The 25,137-nt window shown below is 58.6% G+C and carries 21 protein-coding genes; 8 read left to right on the top strand and 13 right to left on the bottom strand.

Features of this window, described 5'->3' with window-relative positions:
- From moaC to lexA, 3 genes are all read left to right on the top strand, one after another.
- Positions 1 to 480, top strand: coding sequence for a cyclic pyranopterin monophosphate synthase MoaC (gene moaC / locus Q0802_RS01695; RefSeq protein WP_298912617.1), 480 nt, complete (start codon positions 1 to 3; stop codon positions 478 to 480).
- Complete coding sequence (gene glp, locus Q0802_RS01700; protein ID WP_298912619.1) at positions 477 to 1,649, top strand: gephyrin-like molybdotransferase Glp; 1,173 nt, start codon at positions 477 to 479, stop codon at positions 1,647 to 1,649. The genes moaC and glp overlap by 4 nt, the downstream gene beginning before the upstream one ends.
- A gap of 66 nt (positions 1,650 to 1,715) precedes the next feature.
- The gene (lexA, locus tag Q0802_RS01705; protein ID WP_298912621.1) at positions 1,716 to 2,417 is read left to right on the top strand and encodes a transcriptional repressor LexA; all 702 of its coding nucleotides are present in this window, start codon (positions 1,716 to 1,718) and stop codon (positions 2,415 to 2,417) included.
- Between the two features lie 9 nt (positions 2,418 to 2,426).
- Here lexA and Q0802_RS01710 read toward each other — a convergent pair whose 3' ends face one another.
- Positions 2,427 to 4,457, bottom strand: a complete 2,031-nt coding sequence (locus tag Q0802_RS01710) for a ComEC/Rec2 family competence protein (RefSeq protein ID WP_298912622.1) — start codon at positions 4,455 to 4,457, stop codon at positions 2,427 to 2,429.
- 90 nt (positions 4,458 to 4,547) lie between these two features.
- Between Q0802_RS01710 and gltX the strand changes: the two genes are divergently transcribed.
- The 3 genes from gltX (at position 4,548) to Q0802_RS01725 (ending at position 8,050) form a co-directional block, all read left to right on the top strand.
- Positions 4,548 to 5,960 carry a glutamate--tRNA ligase gene (gene gltX / locus Q0802_RS01715; protein ID WP_298912623.1) on the top strand — a complete coding sequence of 471 codons (1,413 nt, stop codon included), beginning with the start codon at positions 4,548 to 4,550 and terminating at the stop codon, positions 5,958 to 5,960.
- Positions 5,961 to 6,045: 85 nt separating this feature from the next.
- Positions 6,046 to 7,341 carry a citrate synthase gene (gltA, locus tag Q0802_RS01720; protein ID WP_298912626.1) on the top strand — a complete coding sequence of 432 codons (1,296 nt, stop codon included), beginning with the start codon at positions 6,046 to 6,048 and terminating at the stop codon, positions 7,339 to 7,341.
- A 376-nt stretch (positions 7,342 to 7,717) separates the two neighbouring features.
- The gene (locus Q0802_RS01725) at positions 7,718 to 8,050 is read left to right on the top strand and encodes a hypothetical protein (RefSeq protein WP_298912628.1); all 333 of its coding nucleotides are present in this window, start codon (positions 7,718 to 7,720) and stop codon (positions 8,048 to 8,050) included.
- Here Q0802_RS01725 and Q0802_RS01730 read toward each other — a convergent pair.
- The 10 genes from Q0802_RS01730 to Q0802_RS01775 all read right to left on the bottom strand — a co-directional run bounded on the left by Q0802_RS01730 (position 8,047) and on the right by Q0802_RS01775 (position 19,362).
- A complete protein-coding gene (locus Q0802_RS01730; RefSeq protein ID WP_298912630.1) occupies positions 8,047 to 8,823 on the bottom strand; it encodes an enoyl-CoA hydratase-related protein in 777 nt (258 codons plus the stop codon). The two genes, Q0802_RS01725 and Q0802_RS01730, sit on opposite strands and share 4 nt — an antisense overlap.
- Before the next feature lie 70 nt (positions 8,824 to 8,893).
- Positions 8,894 to 9,346: a cytochrome c-type biogenesis protein gene (locus Q0802_RS01735; protein ID WP_298912632.1), complete on the bottom strand. Its 453-nt coding sequence runs from the start codon at positions 9,344 to 9,346 to the stop codon at positions 8,894 to 8,896.
- Positions 9,343 to 11,304, bottom strand: a complete 1,962-nt coding sequence (locus Q0802_RS01740; RefSeq protein WP_298913545.1) for a heme lyase CcmF/NrfE family subunit — start codon at positions 11,302 to 11,304, stop codon at positions 9,343 to 9,345. The genes Q0802_RS01735 and Q0802_RS01740 overlap by 4 nt, the downstream gene beginning before the upstream one ends.
- A 59-nt stretch (positions 11,305 to 11,363) precedes the next feature.
- Positions 11,364 to 11,951, bottom strand: coding sequence for a holin family protein (locus Q0802_RS01745; RefSeq protein WP_298912634.1), 588 nt, complete (start codon positions 11,949 to 11,951; stop codon positions 11,364 to 11,366).
- Positions 11,942 to 12,553: a holin-associated N-acetylmuramidase gene (locus Q0802_RS01750; RefSeq protein WP_298912637.1), complete on the bottom strand. Its 612-nt coding sequence runs from the start codon at positions 12,551 to 12,553 to the stop codon at positions 11,942 to 11,944. Before Q0802_RS01750 ends, Q0802_RS01745 begins: the two co-directional genes overlap by 10 nt.
- A 79-nt stretch (positions 12,554 to 12,632) precedes the next feature.
- The gene (gene ccmE, locus Q0802_RS01755; protein WP_298912640.1) at positions 12,633 to 13,076 is read right to left on the bottom strand and encodes a cytochrome c maturation protein CcmE; all 444 of its coding nucleotides are present in this window, start codon (positions 13,074 to 13,076) and stop codon (positions 12,633 to 12,635) included.
- Positions 13,077 to 13,082: 6 nt separating this feature from the next.
- On the bottom strand, positions 13,083 to 14,111 hold the full coding sequence (gene argC, locus Q0802_RS01760) for an N-acetyl-gamma-glutamyl-phosphate reductase (protein ID WP_298912642.1): 1,029 nt from the start codon (positions 14,109 to 14,111) through the stop codon (positions 13,083 to 13,085).
- Positions 14,112 to 14,144: 33 nt separating this feature from the next.
- Positions 14,145 to 14,954, bottom strand: coding sequence for an aspartate/glutamate racemase family protein (locus Q0802_RS01765; protein ID WP_298912645.1), 810 nt, complete (start codon positions 14,952 to 14,954; stop codon positions 14,145 to 14,147).
- 27 nt (positions 14,955 to 14,981) lie between these two features.
- On the bottom strand, positions 14,982 to 15,863 hold the full coding sequence (locus Q0802_RS01770) for a lysophospholipid acyltransferase family protein (protein ID WP_298912648.1): 882 nt from the start codon (positions 15,861 to 15,863) through the stop codon (positions 14,982 to 14,984).
- A 79-nt stretch (positions 15,864 to 15,942) separates the two neighbouring features.
- A complete protein-coding gene (locus tag Q0802_RS01775; RefSeq protein ID WP_298912651.1) occupies positions 15,943 to 19,362 on the bottom strand; it encodes an indolepyruvate ferredoxin oxidoreductase family protein in 3,420 nt (1,139 codons plus the stop codon).
- A gap of 174 nt (positions 19,363 to 19,536) precedes the next feature.
- Between Q0802_RS01775 and Q0802_RS01780 the strand changes: the two genes are divergently transcribed.
- The gene (locus tag Q0802_RS01780) at positions 19,537 to 20,442 is read left to right on the top strand and encodes a LysR family transcriptional regulator (RefSeq protein WP_298912654.1); all 906 of its coding nucleotides are present in this window, start codon (positions 19,537 to 19,539) and stop codon (positions 20,440 to 20,442) included.
- Positions 20,443 to 20,771: 329 nt separating this feature from the next.
- Positions 20,772 to 22,931, top strand: coding sequence for a phosphoribosylformylglycinamidine synthase subunit PurL (purL, locus tag Q0802_RS01785; protein WP_298912657.1), 2,160 nt, complete (start codon positions 20,772 to 20,774; stop codon positions 22,929 to 22,931).
- Positions 22,932 to 22,935: 4 nt separating this feature from the next.
- Here purL and Q0802_RS01790 read toward each other — a convergent pair whose 3' ends face one another.
- Both Q0802_RS01790 and Q0802_RS01795 read right to left on the bottom strand, forming a co-directional pair.
- Positions 22,936 to 24,198 (bottom strand): VWA domain-containing protein, encoded by a 1,263-nt coding sequence (locus Q0802_RS01790; protein ID WP_298912660.1) that lies wholly within the window; start codon positions 24,196 to 24,198, stop codon positions 22,936 to 22,938.
- A 27-nt stretch (positions 24,199 to 24,225) separates the two neighbouring features.
- Positions 24,226 to 25,134 (bottom strand): MoxR family ATPase, encoded by a 909-nt coding sequence (locus Q0802_RS01795; protein WP_298912663.1) that lies wholly within the window; start codon positions 25,132 to 25,134, stop codon positions 24,226 to 24,228.
- Positions 25,135 to 25,137: the final 3 nt, after the last annotated feature.

Below are 25,137 nucleotides of genomic sequence, written 5' to 3' on the forward strand. Positions count from 1 at the left end.
GTGACCGACAAGCTCACGCATTTTGACGCCAAGGGTGATGCCCATATGGTCGATGTGGGTGACAAACCGGTCACAGATCGGATCGCGACCGCTCGTTGCTGCATTAAGATGATGCCAGAAACCTTTGATATCATTTCAGAAGGTCGCGCCAAGAAAGGCGATGTTCTGGGTGTCGCCCGGCTAGCTGGCATCATGGCGGCGAAGCGCACGTCTGATCTTATTCCGCTCTGTCATCCCCTGCCGATCACCAAGGTGGCCGTCGAATTCGAAGCCGACGCCGCCTTGCCCGGATTTCAGATCGAGGCAACGGTGAAGACGACGGGTCAGACCGGCGTTGAAATGGAAGCACTGACGGCGGCTTCCGTCACCGCGCTGACGGTTTATGACATGTCGAAAGCGGTGGACAAGGCCATGCAAATTCAGGATTTGCGGGTGGTGTTGAAAGATGGCGGCAAATCGGGCCGTTTTGTCGCCACATGATTTCCGTCGCCGAGGCGCTGGAGCATTTGTTTGCCCTCGTGCAGCCTATGGAGACCGAAACCGTCCCGCTGCGGAACGCCGCCGGTCGCGTGCTGGCACAGGACGTGGCAGCAACCCGGACACAACCACCTTTTGACGCCTCCTCCATGGACGGCTATGCGCTCCGCCGCACCGAAGTCGAACCGGACGCGATGTTCAAGGTTGTCGGAGAGGCCGCCGCTGGTCACGGGTTTTCCGGATCGGTGGGCCCCGGTCAGTGCGTGCGTATTTTCACCGGAGCGCCCATGCCGTCCGACACGGATTTCGTGGTGATTCAGGAAGATGTCACGCGTCGCGGTGATCTAATTACCCTGAACCGGGATGTGGAGAGCAAGGACAACGTGCGTCCCGCAGGCGGTGATTTCAAACTTGGGGATGTGATCTCATCGCCCAAACGGCTGGGTCCTTCGGATGTGGCTTTGCTGGCCGCAATGAACTGCCCGGAGGTCCCTGTTGCCAGACGTCCAAGGGTCGCCATCATGGCCACCGGTGACGAATTGGTCATGCCCGGCGAAACCCCCTCCCCGGATCAGATCATTGCCTCCAACAGTTTTGGACTTGCCGCACAATTGGAAGCGGCGGGGGCTCTCCCCCGGATGATGCCCATTGCGAAGGACACGCCCGAAGCGCTCAAGGCGGTCTTTGAGCTGGCCGCGGCATCCGATCTGATCGTCACCATTGGCGGCGCCTCGGTCGGAGATCACGATCTGGTGGCCCCCGTGGCGGCAGAACTGGGCATGGAGCAGTCGTTTTACAAAGTGGCAATGCGCCCGGGCAAGCCCCTGATGGCAGGACGGCTGCGCGGCGTTCCGATGATCGGCTTACCCGGCAATCCGGTCTCGGCCCTTGTTTGCGGCACCATTTTTGTCGTGCCGGTGGTTTCGGCCATGCTTGGTCTGGGGGCCCGTCCTGTCAGCCAGCGCACGACCCCCTTGGCCGCCCCGCTGTCAAAGAACGGGCCGCGCGAACATTATATGCGCGCCGAGATGACCACGAACGGGCTGCGCGCCTTCGACCGGCAGGACAGTTCCTTGCTCGGTGTACTGGCACAGGCCGACGCTCTGCTGGTGCGACCGCCACATGATCCTGAACGCAACATTGGTGAGGTGGTTTCTTACCTGCCTCTTTGAAACCGTTGACACAAAACGGGAACATCAATAGAACAAAGGCGAAAACAGGCGTCGGAGGACCAAAAGATGCTCACCAAGAAGCAGTTGGATTTGCTCGAATTCATCCACAAGCGCGTTGGCCGTGACGGCGTGCCCCCAAGTTTTGACGAAATGAAGGAAGCCCTTGATTTACGGTCAAAATCAGGGATTCACAGGTTGATCACCGCGTTGGAAGAACGTGGTTTCATCCGCAGGCTAGCGCATCGCGCGCGTGCCATCGAAATCGTGAAATTGCCCGAAAGCCTTGGTGGGGCACCTTCCTCTGGGTTCTCGCCGCGTGTGATAGAAGGCGACAAGCCCGATGTGCCGATGCCCGCGAATGCCCAGCCCGTAAGCCCGATTGACGCCAGCGAAGTACCGCTGATGGGCCGGATTGCAGCGGGCGTGCCCATTGAGGCGATCAATCAGCGATCTCATTCCGTCGCTGTTCCGGGGCAGATGCTTTCAGGGTCGGGCGAACACTATGCGCTTGAGGTCAAGGGTGACTCGATGGTTGATGCGGGCATCAATGACGGCGATGTCGTGGTGATCAAGGAAACCAAAATCGCAGATAACGGCGATATCGTGGTGGCCCTTGTGGAGGATCATGAGGCGACGCTGAAACGCTACAGGCGCAAAGGCAGTCAGATCGCTCTGGAAGCCGCGAACCCCGCCTACGAGACGCGGTTTTTCTCTGATGACAAGGTGAAGGTGCAGGGAAAACTGGTCGGGCTTATCCGCACTTACTGACCCACCCGTTCAACGTTTTGCCCACGGGGTCCACAAGCGGTCACCTGTCACATCCCGCACGGAAGTGAGCTCGACGCCGCTATCCCCCATAAATATCGCGACAGCGCCGGTATCCCGCAGGCGCTGCGGATCGAGTATCAGGCAATCTGCCTTCACGGTCGGCAGATCCTGATTGGCCACAATGATCTGCCCTTCACCACAGCCGTCAAAGGCGGCCACGGCTTTCTTTCCGGAAAGATGTGTGACCTCCACGCCCCCCGGCAGGGCCGCGCCCCCGGTTGGCCACCGCGAGGCTGCGGTGATCTGGTCGGTCGCCTCCCCATCGTTCTCCAGCCAGTTTTGCGCGACAAACCCTGCGCCCTTGCTCTTGCTCAGCGCCCGCCCCTGATCGGTCATCACGCCCACCAATGCGCCGTTCTCGGCAATCAAACCAACCGGTCGGTCTGCCACGTGCCACATCCAGAATGCCACCAGAACCGGCGCGATACCCGTCAGACGCGTACGGCCCTGCCATAAGCACAACCAAAGGAACCCAAGAGACATCATTGGCAACACCGCGACGCCGGGGCCTGCGACGAAGGACCGTGCGCCATCAAGGTTGGCCACAAAGCCGCCAACTTCCAAAATCCAGCGCAGACCCAAACCCATGATCCACAGACCAAGCCAGTCCAGGCCAAATGGTGCCAGGCAGAGCGCCAGAACCGCGGCCGGGATCACCACCATACCCATCATCGGCACCGATGTGAGATTTGCCAGCAGACCGTAATGCGAAATGGCGTTGAAATGCGCAGCCCCGATCGGCGCGGTCGCGAGCCCCGCGACACCCGAAGAGATCAGCACCGCCACCACCGGCTTTGCCCAGTTTGGTCCCATGGAAATGCGGTGATCCCGCATATAGCCAAAGACCGCGACCAATGCGGTTGTGGCGGCAAAGGACATCTGAAATCCCGGTCCCAACAAGGCTTCCGGTCTCAGGAACAGCACAATCGTCGCGGCAATGGCCACAGCCCGCAGACTGATGGCGCGTCTGTCCAGCATCAGCGCCGTCAGCGCCACTGCCACCATGATGAACGCGCGTTCTGTTGCGACATTGCCACCGGAAAGCGCCAGATAACCTGACGCAACGATCAGGGCGCCCCCTGCGGCAAGCTTACGCGCCGGGACCCTGAGCGCGAAGGGCGGGATCAACGCAATGATCAGCCGCAAGAGTGCGAAGACAAACCCCGTCAGCAATCCCATGTGTAGCCCTGAAATGGCCAGCAAATGAGCGAGGTTACTGGCCCGCAAATCCCCCAGCGCCTCCTGGCTGATCGCGCTGCGGGCACCGGTTGTCACGGCAACCGCGAACCCACCCACGTCACCAGGCAGCACCTCCAGCATGCGGGCAGCGACGGCCATGCGCACACGGAAAACCAACAAGCCCGGATCTCCTTTTTCAGCGGGCTCTATGGCAAGGAGCGGCACGCGGGAATAGCCAACCCCGCCGAGTTGACCGAACCACGCGTGCCTTTGGAAATCGAACCCACCGGGCTCGACCGGTCCGCCGGGCGGCGAAACATGTGCGGTTGTCATCACCCGCAACCCCGGTGTGGGCGTGATGCTATGGGTCTGGTCACCATGCAGCGAGATCCGCACACGTTCCGGCGTTCTGTGCGGCGATGTTCTTTCCATGATCACGCGGTCCAGGGTGATGCGCAAAGCGTCCGACCCGCTGCGGTCAATATTGACAACGCGCCCTTCGACGGGACCGTAGTAGCGCCACCCAAGGACGGGGCTGGCAACATCATGGGCGCGGTAGGCGGCCAGTACGAAACCTGTAGCAACAAGCGCTGTGGCAATGGCAATTGGGGCGAAGGCTTCGCCCAGCAACCGATGGCTGGCCAGCAGCGAAACGGCAGCAAGACCCGTACAGATCAGAAAGAAGGACGACGGCTCGAACCGCAGCAGAAAATACCAGCCGATGCCAATGGCAAGGCAGATGGGCACCCATTCAAACAAAGACCCGCGTTGCTGTAGCAAAACGGTCCTGAGCCATGTCACGCAGCACCTCCTTGCCCCCGATCACTGCACTGGATAGACAGTGCTTCTAAATTTACGCCTCCCATGGTTACTGAAAGGTAAACACCGCCCATGTCAGCCCCTGTCGTCACCCGTTTCGCCCCGTCGCCCACGGGTTTCCTGCACATCGGAGGCGCGCGTACGGCGCTTTTCAACTGGCTTTATGCGCGGGGTCGTGGCGGTAAGTTTCTGCTGCGGATCGAAGACACCGACCGGGCCCGTTCAACACCAGAGGCCACGGCCGCGATCTTGAAGGGAATGGAATGGCTTGGACTTGATCATGACGGCGAAATCGTCAGCCAGTTTGAAAACGCCAAGCGTCATGCCGCGGTAGCCCGCGAATTGCTGGCCGCAGGCAAGGCATATAAGTGCTTTGCCACTCAGGAAGAGATCACCGCCTTCCGTGAGGCCGCCCGGGCAGACGGCAAAAGCACCCTTTACCGCTCCCCCTGGCGCGATGTTGATCCCGCTGAGCATACCGATGCGCCCTTTGTGATCCGGATCAAAGCCCCGCAATCGGGCGAAACCATCATACGTGATCAGGTTCAGGGCGATGTGACCATTCGCAACGATCAGCTTGATGACATGGTTCTGTTACGATCGGATGGCACACCCGTCTACATGCTGGCCGTGGTTGTCGATGATCATGATATGGGGGTCACCCATGTGATCCGCGGGGATGATCACCTCAACAATGCCGCGCGCCAGATGATGATCTATGAGGCCATGGGCTGGGACATCCCGGTCTGGGCGCATATCCCCCTGATCCACGGGCCGGACGGCAAGAAACTGTCGAAACGTCACGGTGCTCTGGGGGCCCAGGAATACCAGGTGATGGGGTATCCTGCGGCCGGCATGCGCAATTACCTTGCAAGGCTGGGCTGGAGCCATGGGGACGATGAGTTTTTCACCGACGCGCAGGCGCGTGACTGGTTTGATCTCAAGGGCATCGGCAAGGGTGCTGCGCGCTTCGACCTCAAGAAACTCGAAAACCTGTCCGGCCAGCATATTGCACAATCGGATGATGCCGCACTGCAGCAAGAGATTGCCGAATTCCTGAATGTCACGGATGTGCCAGCCTTGACGCAACGGCAGTCAGAATTGTTGATGAAGGCAATGTATTGCGTGAAAGAACGGGCAAAAATCCTGCCGGAACTCCTTGAAAAAGCTCACTTTGCCTTAATCACGCGCCCGATAGACGTGGATGAGAAAGCCGCAAAGAATCTGGATGCTGCGTCTGTCGCGTTGCTGAGAGAATTGACGCCGCAGTTGCAAACTGATAGCTGGAACAAGGAAAATCTGGAAGACCTGCTGAACAGCTTTGCACAAAGCAAAGACACTAAGTTCGGGAAGTTGGCCGGACCCCTGCGCGCAGCGCTGTCTGGAAGGGCGGTAACGCCATCAGTATTCGACATGATGCTGGTTCTGGGCAAAGATGAAACCCTCGCCCGTTTGACGGATGCAGCACAGGGTGTGGAGCGATGACTCCGCACAATGAATTGGCCGGATGCTTCGCGCATCAAGCGCCGGAAGGCGGGTGCGCCCGCAGGTAAGACAGGAAGGACCCCTTATGGCTGAAAGCACAAAATCCGCTAAGCTGAGCATTGATGGCAAGGAGTATGAGTTGCCTATCTTTGCCCCGACTGCCGGGCCAGATGTGGTCGACATCCGCAAGCTCTACGCGCAGGCAGGTGTCTTCACCTATGATCCGGGGTTCACCTCCACGGCGAGTTGCGACAGCACCATTACTTACATCGACGGCGACAAGGGCGAACTGCTGCACCGGGGCTACCCGATTGACCAACTGGCGGGCAATTCCCACTACCTCGAAGTCTGCTACCTGCTGCTTTATGGCGAGTTGCCGACGCCGGCGGAGCTTGAGGATTTCGAGTGCCGCGTGACCAACCACACGATGCTGCACGAGCAGATGATGAATTTCTTCCGCGGATTCCGCCGCGATGCCCACCCCATGGCGGTCATGACCGGTGTGGTTGGGGCCATGTCGGCGTTTTATCACGACAGCACGGATATCGCGGACCCCTGGCAGCGCGAAGTGGCCTCCATTCGCCTCATCGCAAAAATGCCAACGATTGCGGCGATGGCTTACAAATATACGATTGGTCAGCCTTTCGTTTACCCGCGCAATGATCTGGATTACGCATCAAACTTCCTGCGCATGTGTTTCGCAGTCCCGGCGGAAGATTACGAAGTCAATCCGATCCTGAGCCGCGCGATGGACCGTATCTTTACGCTGCATGCGGACCATGAACAGAACGCCTCCACCTCGACGGTGCGACTGGCATCTTCCTCGGGTGCCAATCCGTTCGCGTGTATCGCCGCCGGTATCGCCTGCCTCTGGGGCCCGGCGCACGGCGGTGCCAATCAGGCCTGTCTGGAAATGCTGAACGAAATCGGCACGGTGGACCGCATCCCCGAATTCATCGCCCGTGCGAAGGACAAGAACGACCCCTTCCGCCTGATGGGCTTTGGTCACCGGGTCTACAAGAATTTCGACCCGCGCGCCAAGGTGATGAAGCAATCGGCAGATGAAGTGCTGGACCTGCTTGGTGTCGAAAACAACCCGATCCTTCAGGTTGCCAAGGAATTGGAAGCCGCAGCACTTGCCGATCCGTATTTCGCGGAGAAAAAACTCTTCCCCAATGTGGATTTCTATTCCGGTATCATCCTGGAGGCGATGGGCTTCCCCACCTCCATGTTCACGCCGATCTTTGCGCTGAGCCGGACGGTCGGGTGGATTTCCCAGTGGAAGGAAATGATCGCAGATCCACAAAACAAGATTGGCCGTCCGCGCCAGCTTTATCTTGGCAGTACCGCCCGGAACTACGTGGATATCGAAAACCGGTAACCTCTGTTTATGCCGACCCGTTGCATTCACCGGGTCGGCACTCTAGGGCGCGTATCCGCTTGCGAGCGAATCGCACTGATATCGCACCCATAAATCCCTGTTTTTCCTGAGATTACGGCAGATTGGCCCGCCGACTGTTCACGAGACCCTAGGCGAAATGTGTTCGAATTATGTCATTGTTTCTGGCATTGGCATAATGCGGGTGATTTCTTGACCCCTCGTCGAATTGCACCGTAGTGTCGCCATCCAAGGCGCTTTGGAGCCATGGGTGGTCCGTTCTTCGTTTCGATTTCAGAACCGTGATCACACCATAGCAGCGCTGCGAAGTCAGGGTTCAGCGGCATCATTCGCCCTAAGTGTCAGTATGAGGAACGGGATGGTTCGGCACGTGGTCAATTCAGAAGACAAGATACCCGGGCTGGCACGCCGGATGCCGGTTCCGCTGATCTGCAGCGACGGCCCCGAAGGCGCGTTGATCCCCGGTGACCGCGCGCAGGAGGATAAGATCGCCGTCGTCTATGACAAGGGCGAGTTGCCGCCAACAATCACGATCACAGAAGTATCTGGTAGCGTGCAAACCGTGCACGCCAATGGCGTGGCCGTGGCTGTGGTTGCCCGTGCAGAAGGGCCACGGCTGACTGTTGACGATATTCTGCTTGTCGAAAGAATGATTGGTAAAAAGCGCTGGCGCTCAGGTGCGAGCGCCTAACGTCCTTCGAACCGGGCGGCACGTTTTTCCGTAAAGGCCAGAACGCCTTCCTGGAAATCCCGGGATTTTCCGCAATTACCCTGCTGGCGTGCCTCAAGGGTCAGTTGATCTTCCATCGAATTGTCCCAGCTTCCCCGAATGACCGTCTTGATCGCGGCATATGCTGCGGTTGGCCCTTGGGCCAGATGGGCAGCCCTGGCTTTCCAATGCGCATCGAATTCAGCATCCGGCACGGCCTCCCAGATCATCCCCCAGTCATCGGCCTGTTGCGCCGTGATCTTGTCGGCGAAAAGGGCAGCCCCCATGGCTTTGGCGGTTCCCATGGTCCGGGGCAACACGTAGGTCCCCCCTGCGTCGGGGATCAGGCCGATGCGCGCAAACGCCTGCATGAAGTAAGCAGATTCGGCCGCGATCACCACATCAGCCGCCAAAGCCAGATTTGCGCCTGCGCCCGCCGCAGCCCCGTTCACGGCGGCGATGGTTGGCACCGGGCAATCGGTGATGGCCCTGAGCATGGGCGCATATTCATCCCGCAAAGTCCGTTCCAGATCAAGATTGGCCGCACTCACCCGGTCCCCCAGATCCTGACCGGAACAGAATGCCCGACCGGCACCGGTCAGCACCACGACACGCGCCGTCTTGCCTGCTTCGGTGACCGCATAGGCAATCTCAGCCCGCATCTGCGTGCTGAGCGCATTCATCTTTTCCGCACGGTTCAGGGTGATCGTGGCAACGCCATCCAAGAGCGAATAGGTCAGTGTCTGATAGTCCATCGGGCAATCCTTTTTGCGGGGCTTGCCCTGTCATATCAAACTGACCGGTTCAGAAAAGAGCAACGAGACGTCACTCCTTGAGGATTTCGCGCAAACGCGCCTCCTCGGCTTCGGAAAGCGCGGCTTCCTGAGGCGCGGGTGTTCCTGCGCGGCCGCGCAGATATCCGACGCCAACGCCTGCGGCCAGCAAGAGCATAAGCGGCCCTGCCGCCCACAAAAGCCAGTTTGACCCGCTGACCCGCGGCGACATCAGAACGAATTCACCATACCGGGCCACGAAGAAATCCATGATCTCGGCGTCTGTCGATCCGTCTGTGATCAATTCGCGCACGGTCCGGCGCGCATCCTCAGCCCAATTGGCGTTGGAAGAGGCCACCGATTCCGACTGGCACACGACGCACCTTAGCTCGTGATCGATTGCCCGCGCACGGGCTTCCAATGCCGCGTCTTCGAGCATCTCCTTGGGATCAAGCGCCCAGAGCGGGCTGGCAAGGAGCATCAGAATGAACGCAATCCGTTTCATTCCGCCGGAACCGCCATTGTCTTGCGCGCACCTGCGGCCACACGGAACCGCCTGTCGGAAAGGCTCAGAAAGCCGCCCAAAGCCATCAAGGCACTGCCAATCCAAATCCAGTTGGTCAGCGGCTTGATGTAGGTGCGCACGGCCCAACCGCCGCCCGCTTGCTGATCACCGATCACGACATAGACATCGCGCGCCAGATCGTAGTCGATGGCCGCCTCCGTTGTTGGCATCTGAGCCACGGGATAAATACGTTTTTCTGGTTCCAATTCGGCCAAAACCCGACCGTTTTGCGCCAGCGTGATGAACCCTGTCGTCGAAAGGTAATTCGGGCCTTCGCTGTTGACCACATCGTTCAGGGTCAACGTATAGCCCCCCACGTCAAAGGGTTCTCCGAATTGGGCAACGCGAATGTCTTCATGTTGCCACGCCATCAGGCCCGACACGCCCATCATGGTAATACCAAGCCCGGAGTGCGCGACCATCTTACCCCAATCTGCCCGCGGCAGGCGCATCAGCCGCGCCCAACGACCCGAACCGCGCCCTGTGCGTTGGGCCAGATCAACAATGGTGCCGGCGACAATCCACGCGGCCAGAAACATACCAATTGGCCCCAGAAGGCTGCGCCCGCTCTGCATCGCATAGGCCAAGCCGGCAATGGCAAAGGCCAGCACAAACACATATCTGAGCGGACGCAGGGAGCGCATGATCCCCGCCCGTTTCCAGGGCATCGCCGAACCGATGGGCAGGATCAGGCCCAGCACGAGCATGAAGGGTGAAAACGCCATGTTGAAGAAGGGCGGGCCAACGCTGAGCTTGCGATCGAAAAACATCTCCGCCACCAGTGGCCACATAGTGCCGACGAAAACGACAAAACACGATACCGCGAGCAGCAGATTATTAGCCACCAGCGCACTTTCCCGGCTGACCACGCTGAACACGCCCTTGGCTTCCATCGCTCCTGCGCGGAAGGCAAAAAGCACAAGCGCACCGCCCATGAAAAACGCCATGATCATCAGGATGAAGACGCCGCGTTCAGGATCGTTTGCAAAGGCATGCACCGAGGTCAGAAGCCCCGAGCGGACGATGAACGTGCCGATGAGCGAGAACCCAAAAGCAAGGATGGCCAGCAGGATCGTCCAGCTTTTCAGGGCCTCGCGCTTCTCCACAACAATCGCGGAATGCAAGAGTGCCGCTGCCAGCAACCACGGCATGAAAGAGGCGTTCTCTACCGGGTCCCAGAACCAGAAGCCGCCCCAGCCCAATTCGTAATAGGCCCACCAGGACCCAAGGGCGATGCCGATGGTCAGAAAAACCCAGGCCGCAAGTGTCCATGGCCGCACCCAGCGGCCCCATGCGGCATCCACACGGCCTTCGATCAAGGCACCAACGGCGAAGCTGAACGTCATGCTGAGCCCGACGTAGCCAAGATAGAGAAACGGTGGGTGAAACGCCAATCCCGGATCTTGAAGCAGGGGATTGAGGTCTTGGCCATCAAACGGCGGCACCGCAAGGCGTAAAAACGGATTGGAGGTAAAGAGGATGAAAGCAAAAAAGGCGACCGCGATGGCTGACTGAACTGCCAGAACACGGGCGCGCAAAGTGGGCGGCAGGTTCCCGCCGAACCAGGCCGCCATTGCACCGAAAAGCGTCACGATGAGTACCCAAAGCAGCATGGACCCTTCATGATTGCCCCATGTTCCGCTGATCTTGTACAGCATCGGCTTGGCCGAATGGCTGTTCAGCGTCACCAACCTGAGGCTGAAGTCGGACGTGATGAACGCGTACATCAATGCCCCAAACGCAAAAGCCGTCAGCAAGAACTGTGCGGATGCCGCCGGTTCAGCGATTGCCATCCACGCGGGCCAGCGTTTCTGCGCGCCCACCAAGGGTACGATCATCTGAACGATGGCCACGATAAAGGCCAGGATCAGGGCGAAATGTCCAAACTCTGTGATCATGAGGCGCAGTATAGGACGCGCAATCAGCGCATCCAACGACAATCGCCCCGGTCAGTCGATCACTTTGTCGCAGGTCGCTTGTGACTATGCCACTCCTCGAGGGCGGCATTTCCGTCCGGCATGATCGACAGGGCTGACAAGCGGGCGTCCGAGCCGCTGTCCGCGACACCGGGCGATGTTGATCTGAGGCCGTTGAGCGCAGAGATATTCTCGATCACCTTCGGCGCGTGGGCCATTGTCTGCGCAATAGATCGTTGGAATTGCTGGCTTTTGATCTGATGTCTCGCACCGAAGTAGAAAGAAACGATCACCCCCAGCAACCACCACAACGGCTCCGGTACCAGCGCAATGCCCTGCATGCGCTTTGAAAACCAGATCGGGTCCACCATTGCGGAGACGAACAACGCCAGCGTTCCCAAGGCCAGGGCAGGCCGGGGAACCCGATTGATACCGTCCATGATCCGGTCAAAGATACTTTGATTGGAGGCTTCGAATTCGCGGGCGAATTGTTTCATCGCTTCCAGCCGAAGTTCCTGTGACCGCGCAGCGCCCTCTTCAGTGTTTTCCCTGAAAACTTCGACCGTGTCGCTTATCGCGTTGCGGCCATTGCCAAAAATGACGTTCAGTATGCCCGTGATCAAACCCATGCCGCGACCCTTTGTTTAAACTGTTGCTCGGTGAGGTGGTACTTTTCCGAAATGAAAACTTCCGCGCGTTTGATCCAGCCACCCTTGTGACCCGCGCGGGTGCGCGCGTATTTCCGGCTAGCGGCGCGTCGGTCCGCGATGCGGAAATAGTAGTTGCGGCGCGCAATGCCGTAGGCATCGGCAAGATGATTTGGCGCGTTCAGGAACGCCGCCTGAGCAGCAGCGATGCTTTGCGGGCCAAGCGCACCGTCCACTTCGATGTCATGGCCCATATCTCTCAACAGGCGTTGCAGAATCTTGACGGCATTAGCGCCTGCGTTGACGTACATGTCGAAAACACTGGCGTGCAAAACAGGCGGCAAAAGCGCAATCAGCGGCTTTTCGAAATAGTGTTTTTCGAAGATTTCGACGGCCTGCTCTTTCGTCAGGGCGCGCACATCGGCAATTGTGATCGCCCCGTCGCGATCCAGATCAAGTCCCAATGTGCGCATCGTATGAATGGTCACACCAAAGTTTGTGGCCCCGCCGGGATCATCCGGATCATTTACATAGCCGCCTTCACGCGCCACGATTTGCGTTGCGATCTCTCTGACCGTTTGCATCTACGCCCCCTTTATTCGCCATTGCGGAGGGTAAAATGTGCAAAGATTGGTTAATTACGTCTAAGAGCTGCGTACGCAACTAGCCTTCGGGGTCTTGGTAGACGCCTTGTTCTTTCAATGCGTCAACAACTTCCTTGGGCATGTAGGTTTCGTCATGTTTTGCAAGTATTTCAGAGGCTTCGAACACGCCATTAATGTAACGACCGGTGCCAACCATCCCCTGATTTTCCTCAAAGAGATCAGGCAGTACACCGGTGAAACTGACCGGCACAGTTGCGCCGCCATCCGTTACACTGAACTGTATGGTCTTGCCCTGACCACGAACCAATGAGCCTTCTTCGACCAGCCCGCCGATGCGAAAAACTTCCGACGGCGCGGGAGGTTCCGCCAGAACCTGACTGGGCGCGCGGAAGAAGTTGATGCCGTCGCGCATCGCGTAGCCGATCAAACCGGTTGAGAGCGCCAAAGCCACCGCCGCGACGGCGATGACTTGAATTCGGCGTTGTTTCTTCAGGCTTTTCATCGGTCCTCAAGGAAAAAGTGGTGCCATTTTCAGGCCCTGTGTTTCCTCAATACCTAACATCAGGTTGGCGTTTTGCAACGCCTGACCGCTTGACCCTTTCGTGAGGTTGTCCAAGGCACCAACCACGATTGCCCGGCCCGGAATGCGATCCGCTGACACGCCGATGTGGCAGTAGTTTGAACCCCTCACATGCCGGGTACTGGGCGTCTCCCCAAAAGGCAGAACGACCACGAACGGCTCGTCGTCATAAGCGTCACGAAGCGTCTTGTGGATCGCTTCCGCGTCGCCCTTCACATAGGTGGTCGCGAGAATGCCGCGGTTCGCAGGAACAAGATGCGGTGTGAACTGCACCTGAACGGGACGACCGGCAAGCGCGCTGAATTCCTGATCAAATTCACCCAAATGACGGTGCGTACCCCCCACCGCATAGGCATGATAGCCTTCCGACAATTCGGCATGCAGCAAATTCTCCTTCAAACTGCGCCCGGCCCCGGAGACGGCGCATTTCATATCCAGAATGATCTCATCGAGATCAATCACCTGCGCAGAAATCAGCGGCCTGAGAATGAAATGCCCGGTAGCTGCATTGCACCCGGTTCCCGCCACGAGCCGGGCTGATCTGATCTCTTCGCGATAGAATTCGGTCAATCCGTAAACGGCTTCGTGCTGCTGGGCGACTGCGCTGTGCGCGTTGCCGTACCACTTTTCGTAGTCAGCCGGATCACGCAGCCGGAAATCCGCGCTGAGGTCGACGATCTTCAAACTTGCGGGCAGTGCCGGGATGACCTGCTGGCTGGTCTTATGCGGCAGCGCGCAAAAGCACAGGTCGATATCGGTAAAATCGATCTCTTTGATTTTCACAAGCGCTGGCAAATCCAGATGGCGCAGATGGGGAAAGACCTGCGCCATGGTCAATCCCGCTTTGGAATTAGCGCCAAGGGCCGTGATTTTCATTTCAGGGTGATCGGCGATCAGCCGGATCAGTTCTGCCCCGGTATAGCCAGAGGCACCGAGGATCGCGATGGAATATGTCATGGATATCATCCGTGTCGAAGGAGTTTTGAAAGCTCAGGCAGATTGAAATGTGATCCGTCGTCGCAAAAACTGTGTGGCCCGGTCACTGACCCGGCGGGCATCGCCGGTCGTCAGGAAGTCACTTTTGCCAGTGCCCAGCATGTCGGGATGGCGTGTCAGATAATCCGCCAGACTGTCCGCCACCAGCGACGCCTGACTGAAAACCCGCACATCGGGTCCCAGTGCATCCTGGAAATGGGACTGCATCAGCGGATAGTGCGTACACCCCAGGATCGCCGCATCGGGATCCGGCATTTTCCGTTTCAATGCATCGACATGGCTGCGTACCAAGGCTTCGGCCAGTATCATGTCGCCTTCTTCGATGGCGTCCACGACACCGCCGCAGGCCTGCGCCTCGACATCGACGCCAATGGCCCGAAACGCCAGTTCACGCTGGAAAGCACGGCTGGCAACTGTCGCAGGCGTGGCAAAGAGCGCTACATGTTTCACCGCAACCTCGCGCGGCGGAGAATTGTCGCCCCATTGCCGTTCCGTCATCGCTTCGATGAGCGGCACGAATACCCCAAGCACGCGCTTGTCTTGCGGAATCCAGGCCTCCTGCATCCGCCTCAGAGCGGCCGCCGAGGCCGTGTTGCAAGCCAGAATCACCAGATCGCACCCGGCATCAAAAAGCCGGGTCGCAGCGGCACAGGTCAGATCAAAAATATCGTCGGCGGTGCGCACGCCGTAGGGCGCATGCGCGCTGTCCGCCAGATAGACAAAGGGCACATCCGGCAGACGTTTTTCGACGGCATCCAGCACGGTCAATCCGCCCAATCCGCTATCAAAAATCCCTACCGCCATTTTACCCGGTGCCTCATTGGCACCCGGTCAACCGCGATGCCTGTCTTCGAATTCATATCCCAGATCAAAGGATTTCTCCGGGTCTGGGGACAGCTCATACGTTGCTTTTCGCAGGAAATCCATCATCGCTTTGCTATCTTTTGCAAGCGGGTCCAGAACGTCACGCTTTATCGGTTGGCCCACGCACAATCGTACCGGGGTATCGACGCGCTTGACGAACTCTTTGATCAACAACCCCATGCGCAGGGTTGCATGCATGTGGCTCGCAATCTGGAACAAGCGGCTTGTGTGCCCGTCAAAATAGAGCGGCAGCACCGTCGCATCAGATTTCGCTACCATGCGCGCGGTAAAACTGCGCCAGCCCGGGTCCATCGGGCGCGAAAAGGGTCTGGCACCTGTGCTCACAGTCCCGCCGGGAAAGATACCGATGGCACCAGCATCGTTCAAATAGGCCAGCGCCTTTTTGCGCGTCGCGATGTTCAGGGCCATCGCTTCTTTTGTGGCATCAAAACTTATTGGCAGAATGATGCGGTCAAGGTCTTCTGCTTTGCGAAACACCGAGTTGGCCACAATGCGGAAATCGCCCCGTATTCCGGACAGGATATGCCCCATCACCAAACCATCGAGAATGCCGTAAGGGTGGTTTGCGATCACAATGAGCGGCCCCTGTCGCGGAATATCCGCCAGGCGACCGGATGCAATCTCCAAGCTTAGTCCATAACGGTCCAGCATGACCTCGAAGAAATCGCGACCGGCCGCAACTTCGTGCTCATAACCCCGGGCCCGGCGTATCAGACGCAGGCGTCCGGTGCTGTTTTCCATCAAACGGATCAGGGCGCGACCGCCCCTTGTTTCAGCCGAATAGGAATAGCTGATATCGCGTGCAATGTTCGGGCGCATCATTCCCATAGAGTTCTCTCTTGGTCCCCACGCGACCTTAGCCACGCGACCTCTGGATGCCCAGAACATATGACAGGAATGTGACGCCCTATTCCGCGGCTTTCGAGAACCCGGCCCCGCCTGCACGGATTGCCGCGAGCAGCTCTTCACGGCGTTTGGCCGCTTTTGCCTCACTTTTCTGTTTGACCGGACCAAATCCCTTGATTTGCAAAGGCAGTTCCGCAAGCGCAATGATCGCAGGCTTGGTCGCCTCTTCCAATCTTGGCAGAACGTCGGCCATGTCGCGCTCAAACTGCCGGATCAACTGACGTTCCATGCGACGTTCCGCGGTATATCCAAACGGATCAAGCGGTGTGCCGCGCAAGAATTTCAGCTTGGTCAGAAGCCGCAGCGGGCGCTCCAGCCACGGGCCGAATGTCCGTTTCGCGGGCCGCCCGTCCGGGCCGGTTTTGGACAGCATCGGCGGGGCAAGATTGAAGGTCATCCTGAAATCACCATCGAACTCTTCTGCCGCCTTTTCGCGGCTGGACAGAAGCAATCGGGCAACCTCATACTCATCCTTATAGGCCAAGAGCTTATGATAGCCTTTTGCCGCAGCGCGCCGGACATCCCCGTCCGAGATCTTCTCCAGGAAGCGCCGATAGCGTTTGGCCAGGCGGCCACTCTGATAAGCTGAAAGCGCTTCTGCACGGTAGGTGATCTGTTCTTCCAGCGTTTTTGGCAGGCTGATAACTTTGGCCCGCAACAAACCCGCCGCTTCTTCGGCGTTCAGAACCGCCCAGCGCCCAATCTCGAAGGCGCGAAGATTCTGCTCTACCGCAGCACCATTAAGCTGGATCGCTTCGGTGATCGCAGCAAGCGACAACGGCACGAGCCCACGCTGCCAAGCCGCCCCAAAGATCATCATGTTGGAAAAAATGGAATCGCCCAACGTCGCCTTGGCCAGTTCCGACGCGTCGAACATATCAACGCGATCCTTCAGGCGCGCCTCGATCGCCAGAGACAACCGTTCACTCGGCAGTTGGAATTCCGTGTCGCGCGTGAAATCACCGGTGATGATCTCGTGGCTGTTGACCACGGCCCCGGTACGCAAACCGCGTGTCAGACCCAGCGTTTTAGCGCCCGCAGAGACGACGAGGTCGCCCCCGATCAATGCATCCGCCTCTCCCGTCGCCACACGTATCGCACTGATATCGTCGGGTTTCTCTGCCAGGCGGCAATGAATGTGAACAGCGCCCCCTTTTTGGGCAAGGCCAGCCATTTCCATCATGCCCGCACCTTTGCCATCAATATGCGCAGCCTGCGCCATCACAGCACCGATTGTCACGACGCCGGTACCACCAACGCCCGTGATGACCACATTCCAGGTCCCATTGATTTCCGGAAGAACCGGCATCGGCAGCTCAGGGATTTCGAGCTGAGTGGTCGGAGTCTTGCGCACCGTCGCCCCTTCAAGGGTCACAAAGGACGGGCAAAACCCCTTCAGACAACTGAAATCCTTGTTGCAGGATGACTGGTCAATTGCGCGCTTGCGTCCCAATTCGGTCTCTTTGGGCACAATCGAGACGCAGTTAGACTGGACGCCGCAATCACCGCACCCCTCGCAGACGTCCGAATTGATGAACACGCGCTTGTCAGGATCAGGAAACAGCCCGCGTTTGCGGCGCCGTCGCTTTTCAGCCGCACAGGTTTGAATATAAACGATTGCCGAAACGCCTTCGATCTTTGCAAACCTCTCCTGCACGGTTTGCAAGTGCGCCCGCTCATGCAGTTCGACCCCTTTGAAGGCGTTGAGATCGACGTCCTCTTTTTCGTCATAGACAACAGCGACATGGCTGACGCCCATCGCTTGCAGTTCCTTTACAATCCGCGGCGCATCCAGATCACCTTCATTGTGCTGCCCGCCCGTCATCGCGACCGCATCGTTATAGAGAATTTTATAGGTGATGTTGGTCTTGGCGTTCAGCGCTGCGCGAATGGCCTGGATACCGGAGTGATTGTAGGTGCCATCGCCGAGGTTCTGGAAGACATGACTGCGGGTCGAAAAGGGCGCCTCGCCGATCCAGTTTGCGCCTTCGCCGCCCATATGAGTGAAACCGGTGGTTTCGCGGTCCATCCATTGCACCATGTAGTGGCATCCGATGCCCGCATAGGCGCGCGCGCCCTCGGGCAGTTTGGTCGAAGAATTATGCGGGCAGCCGGAGCAGAAATACGGCAGACGCGCGGCAATATCCTCGGCGTTGTCATTTCGGCGGGCCTCTTCAAGCACATTAAGACCGGCGCGTAACCTTTCGTTATCACGCTCTTCTTCGATCAAAATCTTACCGAGTTTTTCCGCAATCATGATCGGGTCGAGCGCGCCGCGTGTTGGGAAAAGCTCTTCCCCATGCATGGATCCTGCGCCCCCGCCCTTGTGCCAGCCATAAACCCGTCGACCCCGACGATCATCAAAGATCGCCTCCTTGATCTGAACCTCGATCAATTTGCGCTTTTCCTCGACCACGACGATCAGATCGAGCCCCTCGGCCCAGTCGTGAAAGCCTTCCATATCGAGCGGGAACGTCTGCCCGATCTTATATGTCGTCAGCCCCAGGCGCTCGGCCTCTGCCGCGTCGATGTTGAGCAGGCTCAGAGCATGCTCCAGATCAAGCCAGTTTTTTCCCGCCGCCACGAACCCGATCTTTGCCCCAGCCTTGCCCCAGACACGTTTGTCCATTTTGTTGGCGCGGCTGAAGGCTTCGGCAGCAAAACGTTTATGATCGATCATCCGCGCTTCCTGATCGTGCGGCGTATCGATCAGACGAATGTTCAGCCCGCCTTCGGGCATCTGGAAGTCCGGAACAACAAAATTCAGGCGTGATGGGTCGGCATCCACGACCGACGTGGCCTCGACCGTGTCTTTCATTGTTTTCAGCCCGACCCAAAGGCCGGAAAACCGGCTCAGCGCAAACCCGTAAAGGCCATAATCCAGTATTTCCTGAACACCCGCCGGGCTGACAACCGGCATATAGGCATCCACCATCGCCCATTCGGACTGATGCAGGACCGTCGAGCTTTCGCCTGTATGGTCATCGCCCATGGCCATCAGAACGCCGCCATTTTTTGCGCTGCCCGCCATATTGGCATGGCGCATGACATCGCCCGACCGGTCAACACCGGGCCCCTTGCCATACCAAAGGCCAAAGACCCCGTCGAACTTGCCTTCTCCGCGCAATTCCGCCTGCTGGCTGCCCCACAACGCCGTTGCCGCCAGATCTTCATTCAGGCCGGTTTGAAAGGTAATATCATGCTCTATCAGCGGCTTAAGGGCCCGTTGCATCTGCATGTCGACGGCACCAAGCGGTGACCCGCGATAGCCGGTGACCAGACCAGCCGTGTTGAGCCCCACTTCGATGTCGCGCATCTTTTGCATCATCATCAAACGGACAAGCGCCTGCGTGCCATTTAGCAGCACGGTGCTTTTGCTCAGGTCGTAGCGGTCATTCAGCGAAATTTTCTGAGTGCTCATCGATCGCCTCCCCAGCGCTCGGTCAGTGTTGCACAGATTTGAGACAATAATAGGTCATAAACGCTGACCTGTATAGGGGTAAATTTGCCTTTCGCCGCGTTTTGCCGAGACGTCCACTGTATTTCAGCGGAAGATACCGCTAACACGGCATCAACGCTTTGCACGGGTTACGGTATGGATTGGGATAAGCTGAGAATTTTTCACGCGGTCGCTGACGCCGGGTCTCTGACTCATGCGGGTGACAAGCTGAATTTGTCGCAATCCGCCGTTAGCAGACAGATCAGGGGCCTTGAGGAATCACTGAACGCCACCCTCTTCCACCGACATGCCCGCGGCCTGATCCTGACTGAACAGGGTGAGCTTCTGTTTGACGCCACTTCCGCGATGTCAAAGCGACTGGATACAGCGTCTGCGCGCATCCGCGACAGCGAAGAGGAGGTCTTTGGAGAGCTGCGGGTGACGACCACAACCGGCTTTGGCACCCTTTGGCTCGCGCCGCGCCTGCCGAAACTCTATGAGCAATATCCCGATCTTAAGATCGATTTGATGCTTGAGGAGCGGGTGCTTGATTTGCCCATGCGCGAAGCCGATGTGGCCATCCGCATGAAAGAACCCAGTCAGGCAGACCTGATCCGCAAGAAACTGATGACGATCCGCATGTGCCTTTATGCCACGCCGGATTACCTCAAGGCGAATGACACCCCTGCGGTGATCGAAGATATCGAGGATCATCGCCTGATTTGCCAGAACACGGACAGCAACCAGGTTGGTTCGGGGCGTAACCTCGTGCAGCACCTGATGACATATGACATACGCTCGTTACTGACGGTGAATAACTACTACGGCGTTTTGCAAGGTGTTCTCAACAATCTGGGAATCGGTGTGCTGCCGGATTACGTGACGGAGGATTTCCCTGATCTCGTTCAGGTTCTGCCTGATCTGGAATCCGCCGATGTGCCTGTTTTTCTGGCATATCCGGAAGAATTGCGTCACTCCCAGCGGGTATCTGCCTTCAAGGACTTCGTGCAGGAAGAGATCATCACATACCGCAAACAATTGAGAGAAAAGCAAAAGTTCTGAGGTGGGGCTTGAGCTATGCGCTCAATGCATATCGGACATGCTACCTCGCGTTGTGATTCAGCCTTGATCGTGAGCAGCACGCCACTTATCTGATCAATTGAAGGCGCGGGTGCTCTGCACCAGCCTTCATACCTCCCTGTTGGACTTGGCCGAGCTTCGTGCTCGGCCTTTTTTTTCGACCTCATAGAAGCGACTGACCGTTGTCAGGGTTGAATAGTATTTGAAACCGCCCTCAACAACAGGCTTTGCCCTTTTCCCCCGATGTCCCTTCCTCTAAAGACGTCGCAATATTTGCGATTGCCAATGACGCGACGGGGGGCCCAAGCGCGATGACTGAACCTGCCATCACACCGGAGCTGATTGCCAGCCACGGGCTGAGCCCGGATGAATACGCGCGCATTCTGGAGATTGTCGGGCGCGAGCCCAGCTTTACCGAGCTTGGCATTTTTTCGGCCATGTGGAACGAGCATTGCTCCTATAAATCCTCGAAGAAATGGCTGCGCACCCTGCCAACAACTGGCCCGCAGGTTATTTGTGGCCCAGGCGAGAACGCAGGCGTTGTGGATATCGGGGATGGTCAGGCGGTTGTCTTCAAGATGGAGAGCCACAATCACCCCAGCTATATTGAGCCCTATCAGGGAGCAGCCACCGGAGTGGGCGGCATTTTGCGGGATGTCTTTACCATGGGCGCGCGCCCGATTGCGGCGATGAATTCGCTCAGCTTTGGCGCGCCATCGCACCCCAAGACCCGGCAACTGGTCAATGGTGTTGTCGAGGGCATCGGCGGCTATGGCAACTGTTTCGGCGTGCCGACCGTGGGCGGCGAGGTGCGCTTTGACCCGGCCTATAACGGTAATTGCCTTGTGAATGCTTTTGCAGCCGGTCTGGCGGATGCGGATAAGATTTTCTATTCCGCAGCCTCCGGGGTTGGCATGCCTGTTGTCTACCTGGGGGCCAAGACCGGGCGCGACGGTGTGGGCGGGGCCACCATGGCTTCCGCCGAATTCGACGACACCATCGAGGAAAAACGCCCCACCGTGCAGGTCGGTGACCCCTTCACGGAAAAGCGCCTGATGGAAGCCACGCTGGAGTTGATGAAAACCGGCGCGGTGATCTCCATTCAGGATATGGGGGCCGCCGGGCTGACCTGCTCCGCTGTGGAAATGGGCGACAAGGGCAACCTCGGCGTACGCCTTGATCTGGAAAACGTCCCTGTCCGTGAAGAGGCGATGACAGCCTATGAAATGATGCTTTCGGAAAGCCAGGAACGCATGCTGATGGTCCTGCGGCCCGAGTTGGAATCGCAAGCCAAGGCCGTGTTCGACAAATGGGACCTCGATTTCGCAATCGTCGGGGAAACCATTGCCGAAGACCGTTTCCTTATCGTCCATCATGGGGAGATCAAGGCCGACCTGCCGCTCAAGACACTGGCAGGCACGGCACCGGAATATGACCGCCTCTGGGAGCCGACACCCCCTGCTGTCCCCTTTGACGAGGCGCTCGACATTGATGCCATCGACGGGCTCAAGGCGCTGATCACCAGTCCGAACTATGCGTCCAAGTCTTGGGTCTACACTCAATATGACACGATGGTCATGGCCGATACGGTGCGCGTTCCCGGGCTGGGCGCTGGCATCGTGCGCGTGCATGGCACCGACAAGGCGCTGGCCTTCACCTCCGATGTGACCCCGCGCTATGTCAAAGCAAATCCGGTCGAGGGCGGCAAACAGGCGGTGGCCGAGGCTTACCGCAATCTGATCGCCGTGGGGGCAACCCCGCTGGCAACCACGGATAACATGAACTTCGGCAATCCCGAAAAGCCGCAGATCATGGGGCAGTTCGTGGGGGCTATTCAGGGCATTGGCGCGGCGGTAGAGGCGCTGGATATGCCCATCGTCTCCGGCAATGTCTCGCTTTACAATGAAACCGACGGGGCGGCGATCTTGCCGACGCCGACCATTGGGGCCGTGGGGCTGATCGCGCATACGGATGACATTATCGGCTGTGATGTGCGCGCGGGCCATGTCGCGCTGCTGTTGGGGGACACCACCGGGCATCTTGGTCAATCCGCCCTGCTGGCCGAAGCCTTTGGCCGCGCGGAAGGTGACGCCCCGCCGGTCGATCTGGACAAGGAAGCCGCCCATGGTGCGTTCATCCGCGACAACCACCACCTGATCGCCGCCTGCTCTGACCTGTCAGACGGTGGGCTGGCGCTTGCCGCCTTTGAGATGGCTGAAAAATCTGGCGTCGGGGTTCATCTGGAAACCGATGACACGGGCGCTCTTTTCGGGGAGGATCAGGGCCGTTATCTGATCGCCTGTTCTGTCGAGCAGGCCGAGGCGCTGGCAGCAGCGGCCAATGCCGCCAGTGTGACACTGAACCCTGTCGGACAATTTGGCGGTGATGATATCTCCTTTGGCGACAGCACTGCGCCGCTGGCGACACTCAGCGATCTTTATCGCGGGTCTTTTGCAGCAGCGGTTGCCTGAGCGGTTACGCGCCCAGCATCCGCATCAATCGTTCCTTCTCGCCCCGATCATCCGGGCGGGAGAGTGACGTGGCCAGATCATCCAGTGAGGCAATCGAATGGCCCGCGCGAAAGCTGTCCACATGCGGCAACATCGCCGCAATCCCTTGCGCTTTGGGCGCAAACCCTTCCCACCGCAGCAATGGGTTCAGCCAGATCAAACGGCGCGACGACAAATTCAGCCGCTCCATCTGTTTTGACAACGCTTCAGGGTCGTCCCGGTCGAGCCCGTCTGTGATCAATAGCACCACCGCCCCCTGCCCCATCACCCGGCGCGACCAGTCGCGATTGAAGCTTTCGAGACATTGGCCAATGCGCGTACCGCCTTCCCAATCCTGCGCTTCGGCGCCTGCTGCGGCCAGTGCCGCATCCACATCCCGGTGACGCAGATGGCGGGTAATATTTGTCAGCCGCGTGCCGAAGGTAAAAGCATGAACCTTGGCCCACCCCGCGCCCTTGGCATTCGCGACCGCATGCAGGAAGTGCAACACCACGCGGCTGTACTGGCTCATCGACCCGGAAATATCGCAGAGCACGACAAGATTTGGCCAGCGTGGGCGCGGCGCCTTTAGCGCGATCTTGTGCATCTCACCCCCCTGCCGCATGGCCGCGCGCAGCGTTCTGGCCGCATCCACCCGCGTGCCGGTCAGGCTGGACATGGCCCGCCGCGAGCGGATGGGCGGCACCGGCAGGTTCAGCCGCGCCAGCATGCGTTTGGCCTCGGCCATCTCCGACGTGCTCATCTGTTCAAAATCCAGCGAGCGCAGCCGTTCCTGTGACGACATGGTCAGGCTGGCGTCAATCTCGACCTCCGTGGTGTCGTCGGTTTCTGCATCGTTTTCGTCGAACTCGGGGGCCTCTGCCCCATCCAGCAGCGCTTCGGCGGCGCGTTTTTCAGCGGATTTCGCCTTGCGATCCTCCTGCACACCGCGCACGGCAGGGATCATCATCGACATCATATGTTCCAGATACCGCGGATCCCGCCAGTAAAGCCTAAAGACCTGCGCAAAGACCAGACGGTGCTCCGGCCGGTTCACAAAGCACGCGTGCAACGTCCAGTAAAAATCCCGCTTGTCCGTGAACCCCGCCGCCTGCACCGCACGCACCGCATCAAGCACCCGCCCGGGCCCGATGGGCAGGCCAGCCCGCCGCAGTGCGCGGGCGAAATGGGTGATATTGCCCGCCAGCTTCGGATCATCCGGCAGATCGAGGGGCGTGTATTCAGGCATGCGTCACAAAGGGTGCCGTGGCGCGCATCAGGCGGGCTCCAGCGAGGATTTGACCTGATCAAGAATGCGTTTGGCCTCCGAGCCCTGAAGCTTCTGGATGTCATCCTGATACTTGAGGATCGCGCCCAAGGTATCGGCTATCACTTCCGGGCTGAGGTTGATGACATCCAGCGCAAGCAGGCATTTCGCCCAGTCGATGGTTTCGGCGACACCGGGTTTTTTGAACAAATCCTCCGTGCGCAAATGCTGGACAAAAGCCACGACCTCGCGGCTGAGCGCTTCGGCGGCCTCTGGCGCGCGGGCGTGCAGGATGCTCATTTCCCGCTCGAAATCGGGGTAATCGACCCAGTGATAAAGACAGCGCCGCTTGAGCGCATCATGCACCTCACGGGTCCGGTTGGAGGTGACGATCACGATGGGCGGCTGGGGTGCCTTGATGGTGCCCAGTTCCGGAATGGTGACCTGAAAATCGCTCAGAGCCTCCAGCAAAAACGCCTCAAAGGGCTCATCGGTGCGGTCCAGTTCGTCAATCAGCAGGACAGGGGCGCCATTCTCATCCGGTCGCATGGCCTCCAGCAGGGGCCGTTCGATCAGGAACTCATCGCTGAAAAGTTCCGCCTGAAGGGCTGTTCTGTCGCTGCCACCGGCCGCTTCAGCCGTGCGGATGGCCACCATCTGTGCGGGGAAATTCCATTCGTAGACAGCGCTTGCCGCATCCAGACCCTCATAGCACTGCAACCGGATCAACCGGCGGTTCAACCCGGTGGCCAAAGCCTTGGCAATCTCGGTTTTGCCCACGCCGGCTTCCCCCTCCAGAAACAGCGGACGCCCGAGTTGCAAGGCCAGAAACACAACTGTTCCCAGAGAACGATCACAGACATATCCCTGTTCTGACAGCATTTTCTGAACGGTGTCGATCGAGCTGGGATGTGTCATGTA

Source organism: uncultured Roseobacter sp. (assembly GCF_947495275.1).
Taxonomy (GTDB): Bacteria; Pseudomonadota; Alphaproteobacteria; order Rhodobacterales; family Rhodobacteraceae; genus Roseobacter.